The organism is Sphingomonas sp. NIC1, assembly GCF_001638925.1.
Classification (GTDB): domain Bacteria; phylum Pseudomonadota; class Alphaproteobacteria; order Sphingomonadales; family Sphingomonadaceae; genus Sphingomonas; species Sphingomonas aquatilis.
In genome coordinates this window covers 2,416,568-2,433,328 of sequence record NZ_CP015521.1, presented here as the reverse complement: position 1 = coordinate 2,433,328, position 16,761 = coordinate 2,416,568, and the positions used below count along the sequence as shown (strand labels likewise).

General features: G+C 69.4%; 12 protein-coding genes and 1 pseudogene. 4 read left to right on the top strand and 9 right to left on the bottom strand.

What is annotated here, in order from left to right; translation table 11 throughout:
• The first annotated feature begins 114 nt into the window (after positions 1-114).
• Positions 115-1,128, top strand: coding sequence for a LacI family DNA-binding transcriptional regulator (locus A7E77_RS11615; RefSeq protein ID WP_024310478.1), 1,014 nt, complete (start codon positions 115-117; stop codon positions 1,126-1,128).
• Between the two features lie 7 nt (positions 1,129-1,135).
• Here A7E77_RS11615 and A7E77_RS11610 read toward each other — a convergent pair whose 3' ends face one another.
• The 6 genes from A7E77_RS11610 to A7E77_RS11585 form a co-directional block, all read right to left on the bottom strand.
• Entirely contained in the window at positions 1,136-2,233 is a 1,098-nt protein-coding gene (locus tag A7E77_RS11610) for a glycoside hydrolase family 68 protein (protein WP_063689922.1), read from the bottom strand.
• A complete protein-coding gene (locus A7E77_RS11605) occupies positions 2,230-3,555 on the bottom strand; it encodes an MFS transporter (protein WP_063688146.1) in 1,326 nt (441 codons plus the stop codon). The genes A7E77_RS11610 and A7E77_RS11605 overlap by 4 nt, the downstream gene beginning before the upstream one ends.
• A 97-nt stretch (positions 3,556-3,652) precedes the next feature.
• On the bottom strand, positions 3,653-4,903 hold the full coding sequence (locus A7E77_RS11600) for a TolC family outer membrane protein (RefSeq protein WP_063688144.1): 1,251 nt from the start codon (positions 4,901-4,903) through the stop codon (positions 3,653-3,655).
• The gene (locus A7E77_RS11595) at positions 4,896-7,316 is read right to left on the bottom strand and encodes an FtsX-like permease family protein (protein ID WP_063688142.1); all 2,421 of its coding nucleotides are present in this window, start codon (positions 7,314-7,316) and stop codon (positions 4,896-4,898) included. The genes A7E77_RS11600 and A7E77_RS11595 overlap by 8 nt, the downstream gene beginning before the upstream one ends.
• Before the next feature lie 13 nt (positions 7,317-7,329).
• Positions 7,330-8,007, bottom strand: coding sequence for an ABC transporter ATP-binding protein (locus A7E77_RS11590; protein WP_024310477.1), 678 nt, complete (start codon positions 8,005-8,007; stop codon positions 7,330-7,332).
• 11 nt (positions 8,008-8,018) lie between these two features.
• Positions 8,019-9,314, bottom strand: a complete 1,296-nt coding sequence (locus A7E77_RS11585; RefSeq protein WP_226341730.1) for an efflux RND transporter periplasmic adaptor subunit — start codon at positions 9,312-9,314, stop codon at positions 8,019-8,021.
• Positions 9,315-9,440: 126 nt separating this feature from the next.
• On the opposite strand from A7E77_RS11585, the gene A7E77_RS11580 reads away from it, so the two are divergent.
• Genes A7E77_RS11580 through yghU form a run of 3 tightly spaced genes read left to right on the top strand, consistent with a single transcriptional unit; the run spans position 9,441 to position 12,724 of the window.
• The gene (locus A7E77_RS11580) at positions 9,441-10,661 is read left to right on the top strand and encodes a sigma-54-dependent transcriptional regulator (protein ID WP_063688138.1); all 1,221 of its coding nucleotides are present in this window, start codon (positions 9,441-9,443) and stop codon (positions 10,659-10,661) included.
• The gene (locus tag A7E77_RS11575) at positions 10,651-11,778 is read left to right on the top strand and encodes a sensor histidine kinase (protein WP_063688136.1); all 1,128 of its coding nucleotides are present in this window, start codon (positions 10,651-10,653) and stop codon (positions 11,776-11,778) included. The genes A7E77_RS11580 and A7E77_RS11575 overlap by 11 nt, the downstream gene beginning before the upstream one ends.
• 55 nt (positions 11,779-11,833) lie before the next feature.
• On the top strand, positions 11,834-12,724 hold the full coding sequence (gene yghU / locus A7E77_RS11570; RefSeq protein ID WP_063688133.1) for a glutathione-dependent disulfide-bond oxidoreductase: 891 nt from the start codon (positions 11,834-11,836) through the stop codon (positions 12,722-12,724).
• Between the two features lie 130 nt (positions 12,725-12,854).
• Here yghU and A7E77_RS11565 read toward each other — a convergent pair whose 3' ends face one another.
• The 3 genes and pseudogenes from A7E77_RS11565 to kdpC all read right to left on the bottom strand — a co-directional run bounded on the left by A7E77_RS11565 (position 12,855) and on the right by kdpC (position 16,757).
• A complete protein-coding gene (locus tag A7E77_RS11565) occupies positions 12,855-13,523 on the bottom strand; it encodes a response regulator transcription factor (RefSeq protein WP_063688131.1) in 669 nt (222 codons plus the stop codon).
• Positions 13,523-16,188, bottom strand: a pseudogene (locus A7E77_RS11560) (DUF4118 domain-containing protein). Before A7E77_RS11560 ends, A7E77_RS11565 begins: the two are co-directional and overlap by 1 nt.
• A complete protein-coding gene (gene kdpC, locus A7E77_RS11555; protein ID WP_063688129.1) occupies positions 16,188-16,757 on the bottom strand; it encodes a potassium-transporting ATPase subunit KdpC in 570 nt (189 codons plus the stop codon). The pseudogene A7E77_RS11560 and the gene kdpC overlap by 1 nt, the downstream one beginning before the upstream one ends.
• Positions 16,758-16,761: the final 4 nt, after the last annotated feature.

Sequence of the window (16,761 nt, the reverse complement as noted above, 5' to 3'; positions counted from 1 at the left end):
TTCATCATATGATACTATTTGACGGCTGCGGTCAAAGCCATTTCCGGGCGGGCGCTCTGGCGCAAGATGCGGTGGCATCTTCATTTCCGCCGCAGTGCGACCTATGCCGTCACCATGACCACGGCTGAGCGCCCGATCCGCACCCTGAAGGACATCGCCCGGCTGGCCGGCGTCAATCCCGGCACGGTATCCCGCGCGCTCGCCAACAGCCCGCTGGTCAACGAACAGACGCGCCAGCGCATCGCCGCGATCGCCGCCGAACATGGCTTTCGCCCCAATCTGATGGCGCGTCGGCTGCGCACGCAGCGCACCGGCGTGATCGGTATCGCGGTGCCGCTGGGCCATGAGCGGCGACAGCATCTGTCCGACCCGTTCTTCATGACGCTGCTCGGCCATCTCGCCGACGGCATCACCGCCCGCGGCTATGACGTGCTGCTGTCGCGCGTCGTGCCCGACAGCGACGACTGGCTGGACGATATCGTCCGGTCGGGGACGCTCGACGGCGTGCTGCTGATTGGGCAGTCGGACCAGTTTGCGGTGATCGAAGAGGTCGCGCGCCGCTATCGCCCGCTCGTCGTCTGGGGCAGCACCGTGCCGGGTCAGGCGCATTGCGCGATCGGGGTCGACAATGTCGCGGGCGGCCGACTGGTCGGCGAGCGGCTGATCGCCCGCGGCTGTCGCCGGCTCGCCTTCATGGGCGAGGTGCGGACGCTGGAGCTGATCGATCGCCACCGCGGCCTGTGCATCGCCGCGGAGGCCGCCGGCCTGCCGCCACCGCTGCAGCTCGACACGCACCTCGCCTCCGACATCATGGCCGCGGAGATCGCCGCGAATCTCGACCGTGCGGGCGATGCGATCGACGGCATCGCCGCCGCCTCGGACGTGATCGCGATGCAGACGATCGCGGTGCTCGATCGGCGCGGGATGGCCGTGCCGCAGCGGATCGCCGTCACCGGTTTCGACGATCTGCCCTTCGCCGCGCAGGCGCGCATCGGGCTGACGACGGTGCGGCAGGATTTGCCACGCGGCGCGGAGGCGATGGTCGATGCGCTGTTCGCGCGCATCGCGGGTGAGGATCGCCCGTCGCTGGTGATGGAGCCGGTGCTGGTCGCACGCGACAGCGCCTGACGAGAGGTCAGGCGATCCGCGCGCTATCGCCCTTCAGTTCCAATCGAAAGAACGGCGCCGCGGTCCCGCCGAAATGCGCGCGGCGGAAGGCAGCGTTGCTGCCGCGCGGCACACCGTCGAGACCCCAATAATCGACGAAGCTGATGACATCCCCCTCGCCCGTCACCCACCAGCAATAGGCCTGTGTCGGTTCCTCGGCCGGATTGGCGGCGACGAGGCCGCTGTCGTTGAGCGGGCGCCACGGGCCGGACAGGCGATCGGCGACCATGCCGTACAGCCCGGTCGGCGCGCCGATGCCAGGGGCGAAGCGCTTCGCCTGCGTCGACCAGAACAGATAATACAGCCCGTCGCGCACGACGATATGCGGCCGTTCCAGCTCGTTGTTGACGCCGGTCGCGTCCACCAGCGGCGCCTCGATCGCCCAGCCAAGGCCGTTGCGGGTGGCGAGGCCGACGACGCCGTCATGGACGTCGCTTGCGCCCGCCGCAGAGCCGGTGAACAGCAGGTGTTCGCGCCCCGTCGCGGGGTCGAGGAAATAACCCGGATCGCGGAATCCCTTGATCCGGTCGTCGATCGCGGCGTCCTGTTCGGCCGGCGCGTACCAACGGCCGTCGGCGCGCACCGTCTCGACCGGCGCGCTCCAGTCGGTGACGCGGCCGTCGACCAGCCGGCCGGTGGTTTCGAACAGGCGCTGCGTGAAGCGCGGGCCGCCGCCGCGCACACCCGCCGCAGTGAAGTGCATCGTCAGCGTCACGTCGTCATCGGCGAGCCAGGCGCTGCCCGACCATTCGCGCGTGCCCGGCGTGAAGCCCTCGGGAAAGGCGTCGCCGTGATCGCGCCAGTCGTCCGCGCCGACGCTATACAGGCGGATGCGCGCGACATCGTGTCGCGCCTCGGGATCGGGCGCATGCGGCACGGCAAGGAAGAACCAATAGTGCCGTCCGTCGATCGTCGCAGTGGTGCCGTCGCGGCGTGCGATCGGCCACATGTCCCACAGGTCGCGGGCGGGATCGATCGCCTTCACATCCTTCGCCAGGATCGCCGGCAGCCGCGCCGCCGTATCCGCCACCGCCCGCACGGCATCCTCGCGCCGCCACACGCTCATGCCCTTGCCTCCGCCGCGGGGCGTTCGCGCACCCAGACGACCGCCGCCGCCGCGCAGACCATCAGCACGCCGCACAGGGTCAGCACGTTGCGCGGATCGCCGCCCAGCCACGGGCCGTAGATCAGCGGCATCGTCGCGGAGAAGATCAGCATCGGAATGACGATCATCATGTTGAAAATGCCCATGTACACGCCCGTCCGTTCGGGCGGGATCGCACCGGCGAGGATCACGTAGGGATTGCCCATCATGCTCGCCCAGCCGATGCCGATCCCGATCGCCGGCACGAACAGCATCGCCGCGGTCGTGACATGCGGCAGCGCGATCATCCCCGCGCCCGCCAGCACCAGGCAGACGCCATGCAGCCGTGCCGCACCGATCCGGCGGGCGAGCGGCACCATCGCAAAGGCGGCGACGCAGGCGATGCCGTTATACCAGGCCGCCATCACGCCATTGGTCAGCACCGCGGAATGGAAGCCGCTGGAGGTCGCGTCGGCGGTGCCATAGACCGACCGGCCGATCGCGTAGATGACATAGGCCCAATAGGCCATCATCGCATACCATTGGAACAGGCTCATCAGCGCGAGCTTGCGCATCGCCAGCGGCATCTGGACGATCGCCGTGCCGATCTCGCGCAGCGCCGCCCCCAGTCCTTTAGGCGCCGCCGCGATCCGCGCGCGCTCGGCGAGCGACAGCGGCAGTTCGGGCACGCGCCGCACCGAATAGACGATCGTCGTCAGCGACAGCACCGCGCCGACCATGAAGGCGATGCGCGCGGTATAGGGGATGTTGTGCGCGTCGACCCAATCCTGGTTCATCCCCGCCCACACCAGCAGCGACGGCGTCAGGAAGGCGAGCATCTGCGCAAGGCCGGTGAACGCGGATTGCGTCAGGAAACCGATCTGATGCTGGCTGGGATCGAGCCGATCGGAGACATAGGCGCGATACGGCTCCATCGTGATGTTATTGCCGGCATCCAGGATCCACAGCAGCGATACCGCCATCAGGATCGAACTGCTCAGCGGCATGCAGAACAGCCCGATCGCGCACATCAGCGCACCCACCAGGAAGTAGGGCGTCCGCCGGCCCCAGCGCGTATCCGTCCGGTCGCTCAGCGCACCGATCAGCGGCTGGACGAGCAGCCCGGTCATCGGCCCCGCCAGTTGCAGCAGCGGCAGCGACGCCTCCGACGCGCCGAGATAGCTGTAGATCGGCGCCATATTGCCCTGTTGCAGCCCGAAACTGAACTGCAGCCCCAGGAACCCCAGGTTCATCTCGAGGATGCGGGGCACCGACAATCGCGGCTTCATCTCCGGCATACGCATGGCGCCTCTCCCTGACGGACGCCATCGTCGCAGCGTCATCGGGTCAGCGATAGCGGTTTGCGCCGATCAATACAACAATCGATTGCATGCGCCGCAATCAGCCATAAGCACTGCCATCCAGCCGCCCCGTCGCGCGCAGCAGCGCCGCCTGTGCCACCAGCACATCCGCCCGCGCCGACGCGACCGCCAGTTGCGCGCTGCGATAGCTCTGGTCGGCAACGAGAATGTCGATCGTCGTGCGCAGGCCGACAGCATATTCGGCACGCACGCCCTTCAGCGCGAGGTCGGCGGCGGCAAGACCATCGACGTTTGCGCGCAGCCGTGCCTGCGCCGCGCTCAGCGTCGCCCAGGCGGCATCGACGCTGCGGACGGTTTCGCGCTGCGTCGCCTCGGCCTGAAAGCGTTCGGCGCGGTTGGTCGCCTGCGCCTGGCGGATGCGCGAGGGTACGAGGCCGCCGGTCAACAACGGTATGCGCAGGCTGAGACCGGCGGAGGCGGCGGCGTCATACCCCCGCGTCCGGCCATCGCCGACGATCAGGCCGCGGCCGTAACCGCCCGTCAGGTCCAGCGATGGCGCGCCCTCCGCACGGGCCGCCTCGATCCGTGCGGCGGATCCTGCGACGACGCGGCGCTGCTGGAGCAGCAGGGGGTTCGACGCCTCCGCCGCCGCGCGTGCCTGGCCACGATCGGCGGGCAGCGCGGCGGGCGGCGGCACGTCGGCGACCAAGGCACCGGCATCCTGCCCCACCGCGGCGCGATAGGCTGCGGCGGCGGTGGCCAGCGCCCCTTCCGCATCGGCGAGATTGGCGACGACCGTCGCGCGCTGCGCCTCCAGCTGCGCGACGTCGGTGCGCGTCCCCTGCCCCAGGTTGAAGCGCGAGCGCGCCTCCTCCACCTGCCGGTCGAGCCGTTCGATGCCGACACGCGCCACCTCGACCGCCTGCTGATTGTAGAGCAGATCGGCATAAGCGAGCACGACGCCCTGCAGGATCGCTGCCTCGGTATCGCGCAGCCCCTCCGCGCCCGCGGCGACATCCTCGCGCGCCGCCCGGACCGCCGCGCGCACCCGCCCGCCGGTCCAGATCGGCAGGTCGGCCGCGACCGACGCATTGCCGGCACTGCCATACCCCAGCCGGTCGTACCCCGCACCGCCACTGGCGGACAGCGTCGGCCGCCCGAGCGCCCGCGCCTGTGCAGGCGTTTCCGCCAGCGCCTCCTGCCGCGCCCGCGCTGCGGCGAGCTGCGGGTTGGTGGCATAGGCCGCCGCGATCGCCTCGCGCAGCGTCTCGGCAGAGGCGGGCGCTGCGCTCAGCAGCAGCAGCGCGATGGCGGCGAGGCGCTTAGTCATGGCGCAGCGCCCAGGCCGGCGCCGCGCGGCTCGCCTTCAACGCCTGCCCCAGCACGGTCAGCACGGCGATCACGACGGCGAGCAAGGTCGCGCCGAGGAAGAACAGCGGCGACAGGCTGATCCGATCCACGAACCCTGCCAGCCACGTCCGCATCGCGAAGAACGCGATCGGCCAGGCGACGAGGTTGGCGATCAGCACCGGCCGCAGGAACTGCCCGACCAGCAGCTTCACGATATCGCCCGACGACGCACCCAGCGTCTTGCGGATGCCGATCTCCTTGATCCGCCGCGCGGTGTTGAACGAGGCAAGCCCCCACAGGCCGACGCACCCGATCACCACCGCCAGCCCTGCGCCGATAGCAAACAGCCGCGTCGCCTGCTCATCGGCCTTGTAGAAGTCATCGAGCCGGTCATCCGCGCTCTTGCCGCCGAAGGGCACCTGCGGCGCCATCCGCTGCCAGATCGCCTTCACCTGCGCCAGCGCGACACGCGGATCGCCTGTGACCCGCACGCTCGCGACGGTCACGAACGACGGCGCCTTGGTCGTGTAGTAATAATAGGTCGCCACGGTCGGCGTGCGGGGCGATCGGAAGCGCATATCGGGGACGACCCCGATGATCGTACGCGGACGGTCGCCGCCGACCGTCTTCCCGATGGCCTCATCCGCCGAACGGAAACCCAGCGTACCGACGGCCTTCATCGTGATGATGATGTTCTTGGCCGCTCCGGCCGGTCGCTGACTGTTGTCGTCCATGCGGTGCGCGTTGTCGAACAGCCGCCCCGCCACCGCGCCGACGCCATGCGCTCGGAAGAAATCGGGGCCGACATCGACCCAGTTCAGCATCGGGCCGTCTCCCGGCCGCCCGGGGATCGGAACGTTGTCGCTGCTCATGCTGCCGCTGCCGCCCACGGCGAAGTTGGAGAGGCCAACCGCCTTGACAGTCGGCAGCGCGCGGATCGCGGCGACGATGGCATTGGCCTGGCCCGGACTGATCTGCGCACTCGACAGCGACGGGATCACCAGCAGGCCGTCGCGCCGGAACCCGATATCGGCGGTGCGCACATAGCGCGTCTGCGCGACCAGCACCGCGGTGCCGATCATGAACGCGATGGCGAGGCCGAACTGAAAGACGACCAGCGCCTCGCGCGTCCGCGTCCCCGCCCGGCCGCCGCCCGGCGCGCGTGACGACGCCAGCACCGCCGCCGCCGGAAAGCGCGCCAGCATCACTGCAGGGTAGAAGCCCGCCGCGATCCCGGTGACGATCGCCAGCACGACCAGCGCCGGCACCACGATTTGATAGGGAATCGTCAACGACAGGCCGCCCGCCGCATTGACCAGCGGCAGCCCCAGCTCGGCCAGGATCAATCCACCCAGCGCCGCCACCGCGACGGTCAGCACGGCTTCGCCCAGGAATTGGCGCACGAGCGCGCTGCGACTGCCCCCCAGCACCTTGCGCATCGCGACTTCCCGCGCGCGCAGCCCCGCGCGTGCCGTGGCGAGATTGACGTAATTGACCAGCGCGATCAGCAACGTCAGCACGCCGACGATACCCAGCGTCACCACCGTCTGGCGCTGCCCATCGCCGATATCGTTGGTCAGATGAACCTTGGCGAGCGGGTACATCGCAAGCCCGATCGACTCCGACGGCTTCGGCCCCATGTCCCGCACGCCATGCCGCTCGACGAACGCAGGCATCTTTTGTTCGAACGCCTGCGCCGCCGCCGACGTATCGAAGCGGAGATAGGTCGACAGCGACGTGCTGCCCCAGTGCGTCCATTGCTCGGGACGCCCCGTCTTCGGCAATTGGACCAGCATCGTGAATTGCCGTTCGGTCGCCGCGGGAAGGTCGTGGAAGATGCCCTTGACCTGATATTGCTTTGGCGTGCCGCGACCGGTGGCGATCGTCATCATCTGACCGACGGGGTCGGTGGTCCCGAAATATTTGCGTGCCAGGCTTTCGCTGATGAGCAAGCCGGTCGGCGAGGCGATACCCTGCCGCCCGTCCCCCTCGACCATCGGAATGTCGAAGACGTCGAAGAAGGAGGGATCGACCTGCGCCACGTCCTCAGGCGTCGCGACGCCGTTGCGCAGCACGCTGCCGCCATTCTTGCCGCCGTCGAAGCGGGTGCCAACGACTTCTGGGAAATCGCCCTTCAACTCGTCGAGCAGCCCACCCATCGTCTCGGGCGTCGGGCCGTTATATTCGCTGCCCTTCATGTTCCAGACGGTTTCGACCAGATAGATCTTGTCATGGTTCGGCAGCCACTTCTCGAAGCTCGTCTCGAACCGGACGTAGAGGCCCAGCACCAGGAACACGGCGATGCCCACGGCAAGGCCCCCGATGTTGAGTGCGGCATACAGCTTGTGCCGGGTCAGCGAGCGGTACAGCGACAAAAGCGCAAAGCGGTTCATGCGTCCCCTCCCCTCAGATCGCGCGCATGGCGCTGGCGACGATGCGACCGTCGAGCATGTCGATACGGCGCTTCGCCATGTCGGCGTGGCTGGGCGAGTGCGTCACCATCACGATCGTCGCGCCCTCGGCATTCAGCGCAGACAGGATCCCCATCACCTGCTCGCCGTTGGCGGTATCGAGGTTACCGGTCGGTTCGTCCGCCAGGATCAGCTTGGGATCGCCGACGATCGCACGGGCGATGGCGGCGCGCTGCTGCTGGCCGCCCGACAATTGGTGCGGGAAGTGGCGCGCACGGTGGGCGATGCCGACCTTGTCCATCGCCGCGGCCACGCGCGCCTTCCGGTCCCCTGCATCCTTCCGATAGGCGAGGCCGAGTGCGATATTCTCCTCGATCGTCAGCTCGTCGATCAGGTTGAAGCTCTGGAACACGAAGCCGAGGGTCGAACCGCGAAACTTCGCCAGCTCCGCCTCGTCCAGCGCGGCAAGGTCGCGATCGCCGAACAGATAGCGGCCGCCCGTCGGCCGATCAACCGTGCCCAAGGTGTTGAGCAATGTCGATTTGCCACAGCCCGACGGCCCCATGATGGCGAGGAACTCCCCCGCCGCAACGTGCAGGTCGATGTCGGCAAGCGCGGTGGTTTCCACTTCGTCGGAAACGTAGCGGCGCTGGATGTTTTCGAGACGGATCACGAAGGGCCCTTTCAACGGATGTTGAGGATGTCGCCCTTCACGGACGACGTGTTGGTGGTGACGATGCGTTCGCCGGATTGCAGGCCGGACAGGATTTCGACCTGTTCGGGGTTGCGGCGGCCGGTCTTTATGGTGCGACGGCGGGCATGGCGGCCATCGGCGTCGAGGACGAAGGCGGACGAACCACCACCCGATTCCAGCCAGCCGCCGACCGGTGCGACCAGTGCGGGTGCGGTGCTGCCCAGCGTGATGCGCGTGTCGATCGTCTGGCCGCGGTTCAGGCTGGCCGTCGGCGCGCGGTCGAACGTCAATTCGACGCGGAAGCGACCGTCCTTCACCGCCGGCAGCACCTTCGACACGGTCAGCGCCATGCCGTTCGCCGTGGCGCGCTGGCCGACCGCGACGCGGCCGAGATAATATTCGTCGACATCCGCCTCCAGCTTCCACAACCCTTCGCTGTCGACCTGCCCCGCGGGGTCGCCGGGCTTCAGCGTCTGTCCGGGCTGGAGCGTGAAGTTGGTCAGGCGCCCGCCCGCCGGTGCGCGGATCGTCAGCGCGTCGAGCCCAGAGCGGACCGCGGCAAGGTTGCGCTCCAGCCGCGTACGCGTGTCGTCGAGCCGTGCGCCCTGCGTCGTGGTGATCCGCGCCTCCGCGGCGCCACCCGATTGCAGCTGCGCCAGCCGCTTTTCCTGATAGGCCGCCTCTTCGGCATAGCTCTTCACGCCGGCATCGGACACGAAGCCCTTGTCGTGCAGCTGCTGGCGGATACCGAGGTCGCGGCGCGCCTTGATGAGGTCGTAATTCGCCTGTGCGATCTGTCCGGCCCGATCGAGGCGATTGCGCGCGATGCCGAGATTTTCGCCGGCGAGCCCGCCCAGCTGGCTGGCGATCTGCGCCTCGCGGGTCAGCACGTCGAGCTTCAGCGTCGGGTTGGCGAGGGTCGCGAGCGGCTGCCCCTCCGCCACCATCGCGCCGTCCTGGACCAACAGTTTCTCGACCTGCCCGCCCGACAGCACGCCGACCAACGTGGTGACGCGCGGTGCCACGGTCGCCCGGACGGGCAGATAATCGGCGAAGGGCGCGCGTTCGACGGTGCCCGTGTCGATGTCCGTGGCGGCGACGTCGGTCGATCCGCTCGCCGGCATGATCCGCCACAGCGCGATCGCCGCGATCAGCGCGAGGCAGACGGCAATCGCGCCGCGGCGGCGCCACCAGGGGCGTGCGGGCCGATCGACGCGGCGGTCCATGGCGGCGCCCGGCGACGTACCGGGGGAAGCAGTTGCGTGTTCGGACGGTTCGGTCATCATGGCGCCAGTGTCGCCGCGAACAGCCGAAAAGCCCAAACCGTTATGAATACTGGACTTTTTCCTCAAACACCGGACGGTGACCGTTCGCAGGCGGACGCACTGTCCGGAAATGGACGGTCGGAGGGCGTGTCAACCGGACGGACAATTCTGCTGATCGACGATAATCCGGCGGTGTTCGGCGCGATGGACATCGCCTTTCGCATGGCCGGCCATCGGCTGGATGGGGCCAAGGGGCCGGAAGAGGCGATGTCGCGGCTGGCGACACAGCGCTACGACGCGATCCTGCTCGATCTCAATTTCACGCCGGGGGAATCGAGCGGCGAACAGGGCCTCGCCTGCCTCGCGCGGATCATGGCCGACGATCCCGCCGCCTGCGTCATCGTGCTCACCGCGCACAGCGGCATCCGCATCGCGGTCGCGGCGATGCAGGCCGGCGCGCGCGATTTCGCGATGAAGCCGTGGCGCAACGCCGACCTGCTCGCCCGCGTCGAGGGGGCGATCCTGCGCGGGGCGGCCGCGGTGCCGGCATCGCCGCAGTTCGCCGGAGCCGAACCCGCCCGTCTGCTCGGCGACAGTGCGGCGATGGAGCGCGTGCGCGCGCTGATCCGCCGCATCGCGCCGACACCGGCGGGCGTCACCATCACCGGCCCCGCCGGAAGCGGCCGGACGCTCGCCGCGCTCGCGATCCACGCCGCCTCGCCATGGGCCACGCAGGCGCCGATCACGATCGACCTGCGCGATCCCGCCGCCTGGGCCCTGCTCGAGACGGCCGAAGGCACCGTGATCCTGCGCCACCCGGACGGGCTGGACGCGTTCGCACAGGATCGGCTCGCTCATCGGCTGCCCGCCGGCATCCGCTGCATCGCGATCGCGTCCAGCGTCACCGCGCTGTCGCCCGCGCTGCAACGCCGGCTGGCGACGGTGGAGGTGGCGATGCCGCCGCTCAGCGCGCGCGACGACGATGCCGTGCTGCTCGCCCGCCATTTCGCGCGCCTCGCCGCCGAGCGGTTCGTGCGGCCGCCGGTCCGCTTCACCGACGCCGCGGTCACGGCGATCCGCAGCGCCGTCTGGCCGGACGAGGTCCGCGGCCTCGCGCTGGCGATCGAGCGCGCGGTGCTGCTGTCGGACGATGGCATCCTCGATGCCGCGCTCATCGCACCCGCCGCCCCGATCGCGGACAGTGCGGTCCCCACCGCGCCAGAGGCGAACTTCGCGCTCAGCGATGCGGAGCGCGCGATGATCGAGGCAGCGCTGCGCGAACATCGCCACAATGTCACGCAGGCGGCGACGGCGCTCGGCCTCAGCCGCGGCGCACTGTATCGGCGGATGGCGCGTTATGGTCTCTAGGCGCGGGCCCTCGCCGATCGCCCTCAGCCTCGGACTGGTCGTGGCGGGCATCGTCGCGGCGCTCGCCTGGCAGCAGAGCACCTGGGGCGTGGGCGCTGGCGCAGCGCTGGTTGCGCTGTGGCTCGCCGCGCTTAACTGGTGGCTGGTGGCGCGCCCGCGCGACGTGGTGCGACCGGACCCGGCACGGACCGACGACGCCGACGGGCTGGTCCTGCGCCTGTTGCTCGACGCCGCGCCGACGCCGCTGCTGGCGATCGACGCGACTGCCGCGCGCGCGCTCAACCGCGCCGCGCGCCGTCTGTTCGCGACCGACGACCGTATCCTTCCCGTGCCGCCGGCACTGACCGATGCCACCGCCACCCATCTGCGCCACGAAGGCCGCGGCTGGCGGATCGACCGCGTGCGCGTCGCCAATGGGCAGGACGTCGCCGCGCTGATCGACATCGAACAGGAGGAGCGCGCCGCCGAAGCCCGCGCCAGTGCGGAGATGATCCAGGTCCTGGGGCACGAATTGCTCAACGGCCTCGCCCCCATCGCCTCGCTCGCCGAAAGCGGCGCCGTCGCGGTCGCGCGGCCCGAGGTCGACGTGGCGCTGCTGCGCGAGATCCTCGACACGCTCGCGCGCCGCGCGGAGGGGTTGCAGCGCTTCACCGAAGCCTATCGCGCCATCGCCCGCCTGCCGGAACCCACGCGGCGTGCGGTGCCGGTGGGTGAGCTGGCGGACGATCTCGCGCGCCTGTTCGCCACGCGATGGCCCGCCGTCGCATTGTCGGTGGCGGCGGATGCCGACGCCTGGACGCTCGATCGCGACCAGATCGTACAGGCGGTCTGGGCGCTGCTACAGAACGCCGCCGAAGCGGCCACCACGGCGCACGCCGCCGGGGCGCAGGTGGCGCTGCGCATCACGGTAAGCGACGCGCTGGCCATCGAGATAGAGGACAATGGCGCCGGCGTTCCCGCGGACGCCGTCGCCCGCATCTTCCGCCCCTTTCATACCACCAAGGCGGACGGCACCGGTGTGGGCCTCAGCCTCGCGCGGCAGATCGCGCTGGCGCATGGCGGCACGTTGACGTTAGCCTCCGATGCGCCGACCCGTTTCCGCCTCACGATCCCCTGACGGCGCCAAACCCCCTTTTGCGCGTTCAGCGCTCGACCCAAGAGGAGCCCGATCGATGGCCGACGACACCAGTGCCAACAACCAGCCCGCCGGCTATGTCCCGCCCGAGGTATGGACGTGGAACCCGGGCAATGGCGGCCACTTCGCCAGCATCAACCGCCCCATCTCCGGCGCGACGCAGCAACGTGACCTCCCGACCGGCGATCATGGCCTGCAACTCTATTCGCTGGGCACGCCCAACGGGCAGAAGGTGACGATCATGCTCGAAGAGCTGCTTGCCGCCGGCCATGCAGGCGCGGAATATGACGCCTGGCCGATCGAGATCGGCAAGGGCGACCAGTTCGGCAGCGGCTTCGTCGCGATCAATCCCAATTCGAAAATCCCGGCGCTGCTCGACCGCCGCAGCGATCCGCCGCTGCACCTGTTCGAAAGCGGATCGATCCTGATCCACCTCGCCGAAAGCTTCGGCGCGTTCCTGCCCGCCTCCGGTCCCGCGCGGGTCGAAACGCTCAATTGGCTGATGTGGCAGATGGGCTCCGCGCCCTTCGTCGGCGGCGGCTTCGGCCATTTCTACGCCTACGCCCCCTTCCGCATCGAATATGCGATCGACCGCTATGCGATGGAGGCGAAGCGCCAGCTGCACGTGCTCGACACGCGGCTATCCGACAACGCATTCCTCGCGGGCGACGACTATACGATCGCCGATATCGCGGCCTGGCCTTGGTATGGCGGGCTGATGGACGGCATCTACAGTGCGCAAAAGTTCCTGTCCGTCGAGGACTATCCGAACGTCCGCCGCTGGACCGATACGATCGCCGCACGCGAAGGCGTCCGCCGCGGCCGTATCGTCAACCGCCTGACCGGCGCGCCCGGCACCTTCCTCGCCGAACGCCACAGCGCAGCGGATATCGACCGTGCGTTGGCGGAAGCGCACGAGGCCGCGTGACATCCCGGACCGGCTGACATTACCCTCACCCTTCGCCGGTTTTTGCCGGCTCTTCCCTCTCCCTGTGGGAGAGGGAGGGAGCGCCGAAGGCGCGGAAGGGTGAGGGCGACACCGTGCCAGCAAAAAAACCCTACCCTATCAGCCGGTAGCCAATCCCCTGTTCGTTCGCGATCAGGCTGCCGACGGCATGCGGCGCCTCCAGCTTCTGGCGCAGGTTGCGGATCACGATGCGGAGATATTCGACCTTCGGATCGTGACCGCCCCACACGCGCTGCAAAATCAACTTATGCGTCACGACGCGCCCGGCGTGGTCGGCGAGCAGCGTCAGCACCTCATATTCTTTGCGCGTCAGATGCACCTCCGCGCCCGCGCGTTCGACGCGGTGCGCGGCGGGATCGATCGTCACCTCGCCCGCGCGCACCACGCCGCCGCCCTTCGCCTCGCTGCGCCGCAATGCCACGCGCAGCCGGGCGAGCAATTCCTCGCTGTCGAACGGCTTGGTCACGTAATCGTCCGCGCCGAGGTCGAGCGCGGCAACCTTGTCCTCGGTCGCATCGCGCGCAGAGACGACCAGCAGCGCGATCCCCGGCGTCCGCGCAATGACCGGCACCAGCTCCAACCCGTCCCGCCCCGGCAACCCCAGATCGAGCAGCACCGCATCCGGCGCGTCCTGCGCCACCGCGGCCAGCGCCGTGCGCGCATCGGCGGCGTCGATCACGTCGTGGCCGGCGCGCTCCAGCGTCTGGCGGAGCAACCGCCGGATCGCCGGCTCATCATCCACCACCAGCACCCGCGCCATCAGACCTGCCCCTCGACCATTGCGTCGCGCACGATCGTCGCGGACGGGAAGACCAGCGTAAACCGGGCGCCCGCGCCATCGTCACGATTGGCCGCCTCCACGCCGACGCCCATCGCCTCCGCAAACGCCTTGACGATCGCAAGACCCAAACCCGTGCCCCCGGCCGACCGGTCCGATCCGTCGAAACGGCGGAACGTATCGAAGATCGCGCTTTCCGCCCCCGGCGGCAGGCCCGGCCCCTCGTCGACCACCGACAACCGCAACGTTGCGCCACGATGCGCGCCGACGATGCGGATCGCGGTGCCCGGATCGGCATAGCGGCCGGCATTGTCGAGCAGGTTGAGCAGGCAATGATGCAGCAGCTGCGCGTCGCAGCGGACGAGTGGCAGGTCGGGCGGCACGTCCAGCCGGATCGCATGGCCGGCGAGCGCCGCACGCGCGTCATGCGCCGCGCCCGTCACCGCATCGGCAAGGTCGGTCGGCTCGATCGCCAGCGTCAGCGCCCCCGCCTCGATCCGCGCCATGTCGAGCAAATTGGCGACGAACCGGTCCAGCCGCCGCGTCTCGACCTCGATCGTCGTGACCAGATCCGGCGTCACGCCGTGGCGCAGCTCAGCGGCGGCCGCCTTCACCGCGGTCAGCGGCGTGCGCAGGTCGTGGCTGACCGACGACAGCAAGGCGCCGCGCAGGCGATCGCGGGTGCGGATCGTCTCGACGTCGCGCATCTCGCCTTCCAGCCGCAGCCGTTCCAGCACCATCGCCGCCTGGTCGATCAGGCTGGTCAGCAGCGGCAATTGGTCGGCGCGCACCGGATCGCCGCCGCCGTCGCGCGCCAGCCCCAGCACCGCCAGCGTCCGCCCGGCATGCGACAGCGGGTGGAACACCCAGTCCGATGCGGTGAGCGTCCCCGATCCGCGCCCCGTCGTCGTCGCATTGTCGAACGCCCATTGCGCCGCGGCGAGGTCGAGCGTGCCGAGCTGATACCCCTCCGCATCGGCGGCCTGTACGTCCAATCCGCCGGCGCCCGCACCGAGCAGCACGCTATGCACGTCGAGGATATGCGCGATTTCGCGACAGGTGGCGCGCTTCACCGCCGCATCGTCGGCCAGTTCGGTCAGCTGGCGCAGGAAGCCGGTCAGCGCCGCATTGGTCCGCGCGCTCTGGCTGGCGAGGTCCGCCTGCGCCCGTACCCGCGCGGCGAGATGGCTGGTGACGAAGGCGACGCCCAACAGCACGAATACCGAAATGACGTTTTCGGGGTTGCTGATCGTGAACGTGCCGGTCGGGGGCAGGAAGAAGAAATTATAGGCCAGGCTCGATGCCAGCCCCGCGAATAGGCCGGTACGCAGACCGAACAGGCTCGCCGCCGCCATCACCGGCAGCAGGTACAGCATGCCGACATTGCCGAGTTGCAGCACGCGGAACAGCGCGGTGCCGGCACCGGTGACGCCCGCGATCATCGCGCTGGTCGCGACATAGCCCAGCCGCGTGCCCCACACACCGCGCCGGCGCGGCTGGCGTTCGGGCTTTCCAGTACGGTCCGCAACCGGCAGCACGTGGACGGTCACGCCCGGCGTCTCGCGCACCAACCGGTCGACCACCGAACCATGCCGCAGCTCGAACCAGCGCGACCGCCGCGACTTGCCGACGATCAGCTGCGTCGCGCGCGCATCGGCCAGATAGGCCTTGATCCCCTCGACCACCCCCCGCCGCGGGGACGGTCACGACCGTCGCACCCAGCTGCGTCGCGAGCGTCATCGCCGCCGCGACGCGGGCGTGCTGCGCGTCGCTGAACGCGGCGACACGCGGCGTTTCGATGAACAGCGCCGTCCACGGCCCGCGCAGGCCGTCCGCGACGCGCTTGCCCGCCCGCACCAGCCCTTCGCCGCCCGCCAGTTCGTTGATCGCGACGACGATCCGCTCCGCCCCCCGCCCAGGTGCCGCCGACGCCCAGCGCGCGGACATGCTCCAGCATCTGCGCGTCGACCGCCTGCGCAGCGCGGGTCAGCGCCAGTTCGCGCAGCGCCGACAGGTTGGATTTGGAGAAAAAGTGCTGGAGCGCGCGCGTCGCCTCCTGCGGCAGATAGACCTTACCCGCCTTCAGCCGCTCGATCAGCTCGTCGGGCGGGATGTCGACGACTTCGATCTCGGCCGCCTCCAGCACGCTGTCGGGCACCGTCTCGCGCACCCGGACATGGGTGAACCCTGCGACGATATCGTTGAGGCTTTCGACATGCTGGATGTTGATCGTCGAATAGACGTCGATCCCCGCAGCGAGCAGTTCCTCGACGTCCTGATGGCGCTTGGGATGGCGGCTGCCCGGCGCATTGCTATGCGCCAGCTCGTCGACCAGCGCGAGGCGCGGCGCGCGGGCGATCAGCGCATCGAGGTCCATCTCGTGCAGCGTCCGCCCTTCATAGGGGATGGCGAGGCGCGGCAGAATCTCGAACCCGCGGGTCAGCGCGTCCGTCTCGGCGCGGCCGTGCGTCTCGACCACGCCGACGACGACATCGACGCCTTCGCGCGCCCGCGCCTTCCCCTCGGACAGCATTTCGAACGTCTTGCCGACGCCCGGTGCCGCCCCGAGGAAGATCTTCAGGCGGCCGCGACCCTCCTGCGCCGCCTGACGCAGCAATGCCTGGGGGTCGGGCCGGCCGTCGCTCATCACCTGCGGGATGCGTCGAGCGCGCGGTTGAGTGCAAGCACATTTACATGGGGTTCGCCCAGCACGGGGGCCTCGGTTGCCGCGGCGACCAGCGCCTCGATGCGTGCCACCGGCAGGCCGCGGACGCGCGCGATGCGGGGGGCCTGCGCCATTGCAGCGTCGGGCGACAGATCGGGGTCGAGGCCCGATCCGCTGGTAGTGACGAGATCGGCGGGGATCGCCCTTGTCACGCCCTCCGCCCGGCGCTTCGCCACGTCGGCGGTCACGCGATCGGCCAGTGCCTTGCTCGCCGGGCCGAGGTTCGATCCGCTCGACGCCATGCCGTCATAGCCCTTGCCCGCCGCGGAGGGGCGCGTCTGGAAATAACGGTCCGACGTGAACGCCTGCCCGACGACGTCCGACCCGATCACGCGCCCGCCTTGTTCGATCAGGCTGCCGTTCGCCTGATGGGGGAAGACGATCTGGCCGACGCCGGTCATCGCCAGCGGATAGACGATGCCGAGCAATGCAGCGAACAACAGCGTCATCACGATCGCCGGCCGCAAGGCCGAAGAGAAATCCTTACCCATTATC

Bases quoted from the DNA above. Each gene is read 5' to 3' on its own strand.
- A7E77_RS11595 (WP_063688142.1), bottom strand. From the start codon at position 7,316: ATGAACCGCTTTGCGCTTTTGTCGCTGTACCGCTCGCTGACCCGGCAC.
- A7E77_RS11605 (WP_063688146.1), bottom strand. From the start codon at position 3,555: ATGCGTATGCCGGAGATGAAGCCGCGATTGTCGGTGCCCCGCATCCTC.
- A7E77_RS11565 (WP_063688131.1), bottom strand. From the start codon at position 13,523: ATGGCGCGGGTGCTGGTGGTGGATGATGAGCCGGCGATCCGGCGGTTG.
- kdpC (WP_063688129.1), bottom strand. From the start codon at position 16,757: ATGGGTAAGGATTTCTCTTCGGCCTTGCGGCCGGCGATCGTGATGACG.
- A7E77_RS11610 (WP_063689922.1), bottom strand. From the start codon at position 2,233: ATGAGCGTGTGGCGGCGCGAGGATGCCGTGCGGGCGGTGGCGGATACG.
- A7E77_RS11585 (WP_226341730.1), bottom strand. From the start codon at position 9,314: ATGATGACCGAACCGTCCGAACACGCAACTGCTTCCCCCGGTACGTCG.
- A7E77_RS11575 (WP_063688136.1), top strand. From the start codon at position 10,651: ATGGTCTCTAGGCGCGGGCCCTCGCCGATCGCCCTCAGCCTCGGACTG.
- A7E77_RS11615 (WP_024310478.1), top strand. From the start codon at position 115: ATGACCACGGCTGAGCGCCCGATCCGCACCCTGAAGGACATCGCCCGG.
- A7E77_RS11600 (WP_063688144.1), bottom strand. From the start codon at position 4,903: ATGACTAAGCGCCTCGCCGCCATCGCGCTGCTGCTGCTGAGCGCAGCG.
- yghU (WP_063688133.1), top strand. From the start codon at position 11,834: ATGGCCGACGACACCAGTGCCAACAACCAGCCCGCCGGCTATGTCCCG.